This is a genomic window from Streptomyces scabichelini (genome assembly GCF_011045015.1).
Classification (GTDB): Bacteria; Actinomycetota; Actinomycetes; order Streptomycetales; family Streptomycetaceae; genus Streptomyces; species Streptomyces scabichelini.
In genome coordinates, this window is the sequence record NZ_JAAKZY010000055.1 from 42,539 (window position 1) to 53,371 (window position 10,833).

Here is a 10,833-nt window from a genome sequence, read left to right on the forward strand (position 1 = left end):
ACGCTCTTGAACGCCACCCCCGCACCCCGTAGCCGCCTCCACACCACTGAGCGGGGCCCGGGAGCAGAGTTCGTCCCCAGGCAGAAGGAAGGGCCCGGGGAGTCCGAGCGGCTGCGCGGTGCAACCGCCGACCCGCTGGATCACCCCGATGCGCACACCGCAGCCCAGGCCGCAGCTGTGGAGAACCTGCTGCGCTGCTGGGTACGGGAGAACGACCTCACCGCACCCGACGACGGCACCCTCCGCATCCCCCTTCCCGCCAGCGGCACTGCCCTCGTCGTCCCGGTGCACTACTGGTCCCCGACGGGTTGGCACCGCCTCGGGCCTCCTTACCTCTCCGACGCCCCCGACCAGGCGCCCCCCACGGACGCGGCCACGCTGGCGGCGCTCCTCGGACGAGAGGCTCTGGCGGGCGGCACGGAGACCGAGGCAGAGACGGAGGCGAAGGCCGAGGGGAAGGCCGGGACGAAGGCTGACAGCGGAGACTTGGTGGGCCGGGTGGCCGACTCCGTCCAGCGAACCGTCGTGTTCATCAGCGAGCGCAGGAAGCACCCTGCCGACAGCTCGGACCTCTTCCTCGCCGCCGAGCAGTCGCTCCTGTTCGGTCACCCGCTGCATCCCTCCCCGAAGAGCCGCGAAGGACTCTCCGAGGCCGAGACCCGGTTCTACTCACCCGAGTCGCGCGGCTCCTTCCCGCTGCACTGGATGGCCGTAGCCCCCTCCGTACTCGCCACTGACTCTGCCTGGACCGAGCGTGGACGTCCCGTACCCGCTCAGCAGCTCACCACCCGGCTTGCCGGCTCCGGACTGCCGCTGCCCGACGGATACGCCGCGCTCCCCGTGCACCCCTGGCAGATCCGCGAGGTCCGCCACCGCTCCGCGACGGCGCAACTGCTGGACGCCGGTCTGCTCCAGGACCTCGGCCCTCACGGCTCCCCTTGGCACCCCACCTCCTCCGTACGCACGCTCTACCGCTCCGGCGCCCCCGCGATGCTGAAGCTGCCGCTGGGCCTGCGCATCACCAACTCCCGCCGGGAGAACCTCCGCAAGGAACTCCACCGCGGTGTCGAGGTCCACCGCCTGCTGCGTTCCGGTCTCGCCGAGCAGTGGCAGGCGGCCCACCCGGGCTTCGACATCGTCCGTGACCCGGCCTGGCTCGCCGTCGACGACCCGGACGGCAACCCCGTGCCCGGGCTCGACGTGATGATCCGCCACAACCCGTTCACGCCGACGGACGCCGTCTCCTGTATCGCCGGACTCGTCTCAGCAAGGCCCACGGTCCAGCCCGGCGGATCGCCGCGCTCCGAGCAGGGCAGGCCCACGATGCGGTCACGGCTCACCGAGATCGTCACGCGCCTGGCCGGACGGACCGGCCGACCGCGTGGCGCCGTCGCCGCCGAGTGGTTCCTCCGCTACCTGGAACAGGTGATCCGCCCCGTCCTCTGGCTGGACAGCGAGGCCGGTATCGCATTGGAGGCCCACCAGCAGAACACCCTGCTCCTGCTGGACGCACAGGGCTGGCCCGTCGGCGGCCGCTACCGCGACAACCAGGGCTACTACTTCCGCGAGTCCCGGCGCGCGGAGCTGGACAGGCGGCTTCCCGGCATCGGCCGACACAGCGACACCTTCGTCTCCGACGAGGTCACCGACGAACGCTTCGCCTACTACCTCGCCATCAACAACGTGCTCGGCCTCATCGGCGCCTTCGGCTCCCAACACCTCGCCGACGAACGGCTGTTGCTCGCCGCGTTCCGTCGCTTCCTCGCCGATGTCGCCTCAGGCCCTGCCCGACTGCGTACACCCCTGCCCGCCCACCTGCTCGACTCACCCGTACTGCGCTGCAAGGCCAACCTGCTGACCCGGCTGCACGGGCTCGACGAACTCATCGGCCCGGTCGACACCCAGTCCGTCTACATCACCATCGCCAACCCCCTTCATTCCTGAGGAACATGACCCGCCCCATCTCCTGAGAGGAGCGTCGCCGTGCCTCCCACCGATGCGAGCACCGACGCCGGCACCGCCCCCAGCTCGTCCCTCGGCAGCGACACGGGCCCCGGCGCGGACAGCCAGGACACACTCGACCTGCGCCTGCCCGACGAACTCATCGCGCTCTTCGCCGATGAGGGCGAAGCAGCCGGGGGAGCAGAGCGCGCAGCGGAACGGGACGACAGGAAGGGCACGGCGAAGCCCGACCTCGGCACCCCGGCCGGTGACGACCTGCTCGACGGCGTCGGCGACTGGGGTCCGATCGCCACCCCTGTCGGCGTCCTCCACCTCGTCCCCGTACGCATCGACCGCGACCTTCCGCTCGTCAGCCGCTGGATGAACGACCCCGCCGTCGCGGCGTTCTGGGAGCTGGCGGGACCCGAGAAGGTGGCCGGGGACCACCTGAGCGCCCAGCTCGACGGGGACGGCCGCAGCGTTCCCTGTCTCGGCGTGCTGGACGGCACGCCGATGAGCTACTGGGAGATCTATCGCGCGGACCTCGACCCGCTGGCCCGCCACTATCCCGCTCGTCTCCATGACACTGGAATCCACCTCCTCATCGGCGGTGTCGCCAACCGTGGTCGGGGACTCGGCTCAGCCCTGCTCAGGGCCGTCTCCGACCTCGTACTCGACCGGCGCCCGTCGTGCGCACGTGTCGTCGCGGAACCCGATCTTCGTAACCCCCCCTCCGTGTCCGCCTTCCTGAGCGCCGGTTTCCGGTTCTCCGCCGAGGTCGACCTGCCCGGCAAACGGGCCGCCCTCATGGTCCGAGACCGGGTCCTGCGCGATCTGCTGTAGCGCCATCACTTTTGGTACACCGCTCGTCCCGATCCGGTTCCCAGTCGAACCCGATCCGGTTCTCAGCCGAACTCGCGAACCCGATCCGGTTCCCAGTCGAGGAGTCCCGTGCCGAAACCCCCGCCGTCCCGAACCGGCTGTACCAGCAGTGATCACCGTCTCCCCACGCGTCTTGATCGCGCCCCTCGCCCCGGCATTGATCGCCCGGTTGTCGGTGGCGACCCGTAGGGTGGTCGCGCTATGACAGAGCACTCACTCCCCGAACTCCTGCATGCCGCCGTCACAGCCGTCGGCGGTACGGAGCGCCCTGGCCAGGTGACCATGGCCGAAGCCGTCGCGGAGGCCATCGACGCCGGCTCCCATCTGCTGGTCCAGGCGGGCACCGGCACCGGTAAGTCGCTCGGCTACCTGGTGCCCGCGCTCGCACACGGGGAAAGAGTCGTCGTCGCGACGGCCACCCTGGCGCTCCAGCGGCAGCTGGTGGAGCGGGACCTTCCGCGTACGGTCGACGCGCTGCACCCGCTGCTGCGCCGCCGCCCGGAGTTCGCCATGCTCAAGGGCCGGTCGAACTACCTCTGCCTGCACCGCCTCCGTGAAGGCATGCCGCAGGACGAAGAGGAGGGCCTCTTCGATCAGTTCGAGGCGGCCGCGCCCACCAGCAAGCTGGGCCAGGACCTCCTGCGGCTGCGGGACTGGTCGGACGACACCGAGACCGGCGACCGCGACGACCTCACCCCGGGCGTCTCCGACCGGGCCTGGTCACAGATCTCCGTGTCCTCCAGGGAGTGCCTGGGCGCCTCGAAGTGCGCGTACGGCGCCGAGTGCTTCGCCGAGATGGCCCGCGAGCGCGCCAAGCTCGCCGAGGTCGTCGTCACCAACCACGCACTCCTCGCGATCGACGCCATCGAAGGCGCCCCGGTCCTGCCGCAGCACGAGGTGCTGATCGTCGACGAGGCCCACGAACTGGTCTCCCGCGTCACCGGAGTCGCGACCGGCGAGCTCACCCCGGGCCAGGTCAACCGCGCCGTGCGCCGCGCCGCGAAGCTCGTCAACGAGAAGGCGGCCGACCAGCTCCAGACGGCCGCCGAGGGCTTCGAGCGCCTGATGGAGCTGGCCCTGCCGGGCCGCCTGGAGGAGCTCCCGGAGGACCTCGGGTACGCACTGATGGCACTGCGCGACGCCGCCCGTACGGTGATCTCCGCGATGGGGACGACACGCGACAAGTCGGTCGGGGACGAGGACGCGGTCCGTAAACAGGCGCTCGCCGCCGTGGAGACGATCCACGATGTGGCCGAGCGGATCACGAACGGTTCCGAGTGGGACGTCGTCTGGTACGAGCGCCACGACCGCTTCGGTGCTTCCCTGCGCGTCGCGCCCATGTCCGTCTCGGGCCTCCTCAGGGAGAAGCTCTTCACGGACCGTTCCGTGGTCCTCACCTCGGCGACACTGAGGCTCGGCGGCGACTTCAACGGAGTCGGGGCGTCCCTGGGGCTGGCGCCCGAAGGCACGGAGGGCGACGACCTCCCGCAGTGGAAGGGCGTCGACGTCGGCTCGCCCTTCGACTACCCGAAGCAGGGCATCCTGTACGTCGCCAAGCATTTGTCGCGTCCCGCGCGCGACGGCGACCGCACGGACATGCTGAACGAGCTCACTGAGCTGATCCAGGCGGCAGGCGGCCGGACGCTCGGGCTCTTCTCGTCGATGCGGGCCGCTCAGCTGGCGGCCGAAGAGCTGCGCTCCCGCATTCCCGAGTTCCCGATCCTCCTCCAGGGCGAGGAGACGCTCGGCGAGCTGATCAAGAACTTCTCGGCCGATCCGAAGACGTGTCTCTTCGGCACGCTCTCCCTCTGGCAGGGGGTCGATGTGCCGGGCTCCAGCTGCCAGTTGGTCGTCATGGACAAGATCCCCTTCCCGCGCCCGGACGACCCCCTGATGAGCGCTCGCCAGAAGGCCGTCGAGGACGCCGGGGGCAACGGCTTCATGGCTGTCGCCGCCACGCACGCGGCACTGCTCATGGCTCAGGGCGCCGGCCGCCTCGTACGAGCGATGGGGGACCGCGGCGTGGTCGCCGTACTGGACCAGCGGCTGGCCACGGCTCGTTACGGCAGCTACCTGAAGGCGTCACTGCCCGACTTCTGGTACACGACGGACCGTAACCAGGTACGGAGGTCGCTGGCCGCGATCGACGAGGCGGCACGGAAGGCCGAGGTGGCACAGGAGGCCGAGGCGGCACGGGAGGCGGAGGGCGAGTAGCCGACTGTGCTGTCCCCGGTGTCGGCCGGGGACAGCACAGGGCCCCGGAACCGGCGCAGTTGGTCCCGGGGCCCGGTCAGGGGCGGAGTGTCAGACCCGCCTCAGCACCGCCACGACCTTGCCGAGGATGGTCGCCTCGTCGCCGGGGATCGGCTGGTACGCGGAGTTGTGGGGCAGCAGCCACACGTGCCCGTTCTCGCGCTTGAAGCGCTTGACCGTGGCCTCGCCGTCCAGCATCGCGGCCACGATGTCGCCGTTCTCGGCGACCGGCTGGCGGCGCACCGTCACCCAGTCTCCGTCGCAGATCGCGGCCTCGATCATCGAGTCGCCGACGACCTTCAGGACGAACAGCTCGCCGTCGCCGACCAGCTGCCGGGGCAGCGGGAACACGTCCTCGACCGACTCCTCGGCGAGGATCGGGCCACCGGCGGCGATGCGGCCGACCAGCGGGACGTACGACGCGGCCGGTTTGCCCGCCGTGTCGGTGGGCTGCACCGTGGACTGGTCGGATCCCCGGACCTCATAGGCGCGCGGCCGGTGGGGGTCGCGGCGCAGGAAGCCCTTGCGCTCGAGTGCCATCAGCTGGTGTGCGACCGAGGAGGTGCTGGAGAGGCCCACGGCCTGCCCGATCTCCCGCATCGACGGCGGGTACCCGCGACGCTGCACGGAGTCCCTGATGACCTCGATCACCCGGCGCTGCCGGTCGGTGAGTCCCGAGCTGTCCGCCCGGATTCCTGGAGGTCGGCCCGGCAGGGAGCGTGTGGGCTTGGGTCCCTCCTGATTCAATGCTTCATTCATGGCATGCACCGGCTCGAGTCGGCCCTGGGAGCGGTCCTGGGCAGTGATGGTGGCACTGTCTGCGGTGGTGGTCACGTCGGCCCCTCTCGTTCGTCTCCCTGCTGGACAACGGTAGTTGCTTTCGAAAGGTTGCGCCAAACACACGTTCGAGTGAAAGATTGCGAATTGCCTGGCCTGATCATGTGTTTGGGTGTATGGCCAACATGGCACCTGGCGGACAAAACGGCTGATTGGTGTACTCTTCGCCGCCGGGACGACGACCTCGTGGGTCGGCGCCCAGTCTGCCATCCGGTATCCCGTCAACCGGTTACCGGCCCCCTGTGTGCCGCGCCCACGTTATCTCCGCAGGCCCCGGCCCCGATATGGGTGTGCAGCACCTGTCGGCACCGGCGCGACACGCGCGCGGGGGGTAATTTTGCGGTCAAACCCCAGATCTAGTGGTTGGATGGCAATAGCAGCCCAGAAGTTGTGGTCCCCCGGGTCCTCCAGGGTCTGATCATCGCCTATGCTGGGAGCTGCTTCGAGGGGCCCGAGTGGCCTTCCGAGGCTATTGAGTCGTGCTGTGAAGGAGGGTTGGAGTTCGATGCACTGCCCCTTCTGCAGGCACCCCGACAGCCGCGTCGTCGACAGCCGTACGACCGACGACGGTACGTCGATCCGCAGGCGCCGCCAGTGCCCCGACTGCTCCCGTCGATTCACGACGGTGGAGACGTGCTCGCTCATGGTGGTCAAGCGGTCCGGAGTCACCGAACCCTTCAGTCGTACCAAGGTCATCAACGGCGTACGCAAGGCGTGCCAGGGACGACCTGTCACCGAGGACGCACTCGCCCAGCTCGGCCAGCGGGTCGAGGAGGCGGTGCGGGCCACCGGAAGCGCCGAACTGACCACCCACGACGTGGGGTTGGCCATCCTCGGCCCGCTGCAGGAGCTGGACCTCGTCGCCTATCTGCGATTCGCGTCCGTGTACCGGGCGTTCGACTCGCCGGAGGACTTCGAGGCCGCCATCGCGGAACTCAGGGAACAGACGCAGCGCCCCGCCGCGGACGACGATGACGCGGGCCAGGGGCGCCAGGGGAGCGACCGCGGGTCCGGAGGGACTGCCGAAGTCCCCGTGCCCGCCAGCGCCGCCGACTGACGAGCGGGCCGACCCGCGTCGGCCGGTCGGCGGCGACCAGAGACCTGTTGCGAGCGGACGCGTACGCGGTGCGCGCAACAACCAGAGACACACCGTGCCCGGGAAGAACGAGGCACTTCAGGGCGTTTTGGCCCGATACAGGGAGGCGGCATGACAGAGACGGCGAGCGGTCCGGCACGGAGTTCCCGAGCCAAGGGCACCAAGGCGAACAAGGGGCTGCGGATCGAGCGCATCCACACCACCCCGGGCGTGCATCCGTACGACGAGGTCGAGTGGGCGCGTCGTGACGTCGTCATGACCAACTGGCGCGACGGCTCGGTCAACTTCGAGCAGCGTGGCGTCGAGTTCCCCGAGTTCTGGTCGGTGAACGCGGTCAACATCGTCACCAGCAAGTACTTCCGGGGTGCTGTGGGCACCCCGCAGCGCGAGGTGAGCCTCAAGCAGCTCATCGACCGCATTGTGAAGACGTACCGGAAGGCCGGTGAGGATTACAAGTACTTCGCCTCGCCCGCCGACGCCGAGATCTTCGAGCACGAGCTGGCGTACGCCCTCCTGCACCAGATCTTCAGCTTCAACTCGCCGGTGTGGTTCAACGTCGGCACGCCGCAGCCCCAGCAGGTCTCCGCCTGCTTCATCCTGGCCGTCGACGACTCCATGGACTCGATCCTCGACTGGTACAAGGAAGAGGGCATGATCTTCAAGGGCGGCTCGGGGGCCGGCCTGAACCTCTCCCGGATCCGTTCGTCCAAGGAACTGCTGTCCTCCGGAGGCAACGCCTCCGGTCCGGTCTCCTTCATGCGCGGTGCCGACGCCTCGGCAGGAACGATCAAGTCGGGCGGCGCCACCCGCCGGGCCGCCAAGATGGTCATCCTCGACGTCGACCACCCCGACATCGAGGACTTCATCCAGACCAAGGTCAAGGAAGAAGAGAAGATCCGCGCCCTCCGTGACGCGGGCTTCGACATGGACCTGGGCGGCGACGACATCACGTCCGTCCAGTACCAGAACGCCAACAACTCGGTCCGTGTGAACGACGCGTTCATGAAAGCGGTCGAGAACGGCGAGAAGTTCGGCCTGCGCGCGCGGATGACCGGCGAGGTCATCGAAGAGGTCGACGCCAAGGAGCTCTTCCGCAAGATGGCCGAGGCCGCCTGGGCCTGCGCCGACCCGGGCATCCAGTACGACGACACCATCAACCACTGGCACACGTGCCCGGAGTCGGGCCGTATCAACGGCTCGAACCCGTGCAGCGAGTACATGCACCTGGACAACACGTCCTGCAACCTCGCCTCGCTGAACCTGATGAAGTTCCTGAAGGACGACGGCCTGGGCAACCAGTCCTTCGAGGTCGAGCGCTTCTCGAAGGTCGTCGAGCTGGTCATCACGGCGATGGACATCTCCATCTGCTTCGCGGACTTCCCGACCCAGAAGATCGCGGAGAACACCCGCGCCTTCCGCCAGCTGGGCATCGGGTACGCCAACCTCGGCGCCCTCCTGATGGCGACCGGCCACGCGTACGACTCCGACGGCGGCCGCTCTCTCGCCGGCGCCATCACCTCCCTGATGACGGGTACGTCGTACAAGCGCTCCGCGGAGCTCGCTGCGGTCGTCGGCCCGTACGACGGCTACGCCCGCAACGCCCAGCCGCACCAGCGCGTCATGAAGCAGCACGCCGACGCCAACGCCGTGAGCCTTCGCGTGGACGACCTGGACACCCCGGTCTGGGCCGCCGCCACAGAGGCCTGGCAGGACGTGATCCGGCTCGGCGCGAAGAACGGTTTCCGTAACTCCCAGGCGTCCGTCATCGCCCCGACCGGCACCATCGGTCTGGCGATGTCCTGCGACACCACCGGCCTCGAGCCCGACCTCGCACTGGTCAAGTTCAAGAAGCTGGTCGGCGGCGGCTCGATGCAGATCGTCAACGGCACCGTGCCGCAGGCCCTGCGCCGCCTCGGCTACCAGGAAGAGCAGATCGAGGCGATCGTCGCCCACATCGCCGACCACGGCAATGTGATCGACGCCCCCGGCCTCAAGCACGAGCATTACGAGGTCTTCGACTGCGCCATGGGCGAGCGCTCCATCTCCGCGATGGGCCACGTCCGCATGATGGCCGCGATCCAGCCCTGGATCTCCGGCGCGCTCTCCAAGACGGTCAACCTGCCGGAGTCGGCGACCGTCGAGGACGTCGAAGAGGTCTACTTCGAGGCATGGAAGCTGGGCGTCAAGGCGCTCGCGATCTACCGCGACAACTGCAAGGTCGGCCAGCCGCTCTCCGCCAAGAAGTACGAGGAGAAGGTCGCGGAGAAGGCGGAGGAGACCATCCGCGAGACGGTCGAGAAGATCGTCGAGTACCGCCCGGTCCGCAAGCGCCTCCCCAAGGGCCGTCCCGGCATCACCACCTCCTTCACGGTGGGCGGCGCCGAAGGCTACATGACCGCCAACTCCTACCCGGACGACGGTCTCGGCGAGGTCTTCCTGAAGATGTCGAAGCAGGGCTCCACCCTCGCCGGCATGATGGACGCCTTCTCGATCGCCGTCTCCGTGGGCCTTCAGTACGGCGTGCCCCTGGAGACGTACGTTTCGAAATTCACCAACATGCGCTTCGAGCCGGCCGGCATGACGGACGACCCGGACGTGCGGATGGCGCAGTCGATCGTCGACTACATCTTCCGCCGCCTGGCGCTCGACTTCCTGCCCTTCGAGACCCGTTCCGCGCTCGGCATCCACTCCGCCGAGGAACGCCAGCGTCACCTGGAGACCGGTTCGTACGAGCCGACCGACGACGAGCTCGACGTCGAGGGTCTCGCCCAGTCGGCGCCCCGTGCGCAGGAGCTGAAGGCCGTGGCCTCCCCGAGGGCCGAGGTCGAGGAGGCCAAGCCCGCCCCGCAGCAGGCGCACACCAACGCCGAGTTGGTCGAGATGCAGCTGGGCATCCAGGCGGACGCCCCGCTGTGCTTCTCCTGCGGTACGAAGATGCAGCGGGCCGGGTCCTGCTACATCTGCGAGGGTTGCGGCTCCACCAGCGGCTGCAGCTGATCCGCACACCGTGAGGGGCGGCACGGCCACCGGCCGTGCCGCCCCTTCGGCTTGAGCGGGTCAGGATTCGTGGCGGCTGCCCATGATCCTGGCGAAGGACACCGGGTCCGTGTCGAAACCTCGGACGCCGGGGTGGAAGGACCACTCTCCGGAGTCGTCGCGTACGAACTCGGCGACTGTCGCGGACGTCGCTCCCAGTACGCCTCCGAAGTCGTCCTCGGCCAGGACGGTATAGCCCTCGCGGATGCGCAGCGAGGGGTTGTGCACGCCGACGAAGGTCCTGCGGTCTGAGCGCTGCTGGATGCAGACGCCGACGACCACGCGCGCGTACCGCTGGTCGAGACGGCCGAGCTCCAGCGTCATCACCTCGTCCCAGCCGAAGCCCTTGCCGTCCTTGCTGTCCCGGTTGAGGTAGACGGTGCCGTCCGGGGAGCGGCTGTCGAAGTGCACTACGTAGTCAGGGTTTTCGTGTGTGTCGGTCGCCAAGTAGGTCGCGGCGACGAGGTCGAGATCGGTGGGCGGCTCTCCGGCGGGACTCGGGTCCCACTTCACCGCGACCTCGACCTTGCTGATGCCCTTGTTGAGGCCGTTCACCAGATCTCCCCTCCTGGTCCCCTGTGACAGTCGCCCCAACTGCCGAGCAGTTGAGGCGTGTTGTCCATCGTGTCACGCACATGGGGGCGCACGCCGCATGTACTCCGCCGGAGCGTGACCGAGGCCACGTTCTGTGGCCTTACGATGGCGCGGTGCTGGTCAAGTGGATTCGCTGCACCGTGGTGGACCGCCGCGGGTTCGAGCGGGGGCAGCGGAAATGGGCGGGGCTTCTG

General features: G+C 68.8%; 7 protein-coding genes and 1 pseudogene. 6 read left to right on the forward strand and 2 right to left on the reverse strand.

Annotated features, from left to right (window positions below; genetic code table 11):
* The first annotated feature begins 6 nt into the window (after nucleotides 1-6).
* The 3 genes from G5C60_RS19105 to G5C60_RS19115 all read left to right on the forward strand — a co-directional run bounded on the left by G5C60_RS19105 (nucleotide 7) and on the right by G5C60_RS19115 (nucleotide 5,037).
* Nucleotides 7-1,944, forward strand: coding sequence for an IucA/IucC family protein (locus G5C60_RS19105; protein ID WP_165260827.1), 1,938 nt, complete (start codon nucleotides 7-9; stop codon nucleotides 1,942-1,944).
* 39 nt (nucleotides 1,945-1,983) lie between these two features.
* On the forward strand, nucleotides 1,984-2,784 hold the full coding sequence (locus tag G5C60_RS19110) for a GNAT family N-acetyltransferase (protein WP_165260829.1): 801 nt from the start codon (nucleotides 1,984-1,986) through the stop codon (nucleotides 2,782-2,784).
* Between the two features lie 240 nt (nucleotides 2,785-3,024).
* Nucleotides 3,025-5,037: an ATP-dependent DNA helicase gene (locus G5C60_RS19115; RefSeq protein ID WP_165260831.1), complete on the forward strand. Its 2,013-nt coding sequence runs from the start codon at nucleotides 3,025-3,027 to the stop codon at nucleotides 5,035-5,037.
* Nucleotides 5,038-5,127: 90 nt separating this feature from the next.
* On the opposite strand, the gene lexA is transcribed toward G5C60_RS19115, so the two are convergent.
* On the reverse strand, nucleotides 5,128-5,910 hold the full coding sequence (gene lexA / locus G5C60_RS19120) for a transcriptional repressor LexA (RefSeq protein WP_033318887.1): 783 nt from the start codon (nucleotides 5,908-5,910) through the stop codon (nucleotides 5,128-5,130).
* 508 nt (nucleotides 5,911-6,418) lie between these two features.
* Between lexA and nrdR the strand changes: the two genes are divergently transcribed.
* Nucleotides 6,419-6,970: a transcriptional regulator NrdR gene (nrdR, locus tag G5C60_RS19125; protein ID WP_165260833.1), complete on the forward strand. Its 552-nt coding sequence runs from the start codon at nucleotides 6,419-6,421 to the stop codon at nucleotides 6,968-6,970.
* A gap of 150 nt (nucleotides 6,971-7,120) precedes the next feature.
* A complete protein-coding gene (locus G5C60_RS19130) occupies nucleotides 7,121-10,006 on the forward strand; it encodes a vitamin B12-dependent ribonucleotide reductase (protein WP_165260835.1) in 2,886 nt (961 codons plus the stop codon).
* A 60-nt stretch (nucleotides 10,007-10,066) separates the two neighbouring features.
* Here the strand turns inward: G5C60_RS19130 and G5C60_RS19135 are convergent, their stop codons facing one another.
* Nucleotides 10,067-10,600: a TerD family protein gene (locus tag G5C60_RS19135; protein WP_165260837.1), complete on the reverse strand. Its 534-nt coding sequence runs from the start codon at nucleotides 10,598-10,600 to the stop codon at nucleotides 10,067-10,069.
* A gap of 152 nt (nucleotides 10,601-10,752) precedes the next feature.
* Between G5C60_RS19135 and G5C60_RS53700 the strand changes: the two are divergent.
* Nucleotides 10,753-10,833: pseudogene (locus tag G5C60_RS53700) on the forward strand (DUF4937 domain-containing protein); the annotation flags it as partial.

Excerpts from the sequence above, each read along its gene's own strand:
- G5C60_RS19115 (WP_165260831.1), top strand. The coding sequence starts at position 3,025 with ATGACAGAGCACTCACTCCCCGAACTCCTGCATGCCGCCGTCACAGCC.
- G5C60_RS19130 (WP_165260835.1), top strand. The coding sequence starts at position 7,121 with ATGACAGAGACGGCGAGCGGTCCGGCACGGAGTTCCCGAGCCAAGGGC.
- nrdR (WP_165260833.1), top strand. The coding sequence starts at position 6,419 with ATGCACTGCCCCTTCTGCAGGCACCCCGACAGCCGCGTCGTCGACAGC.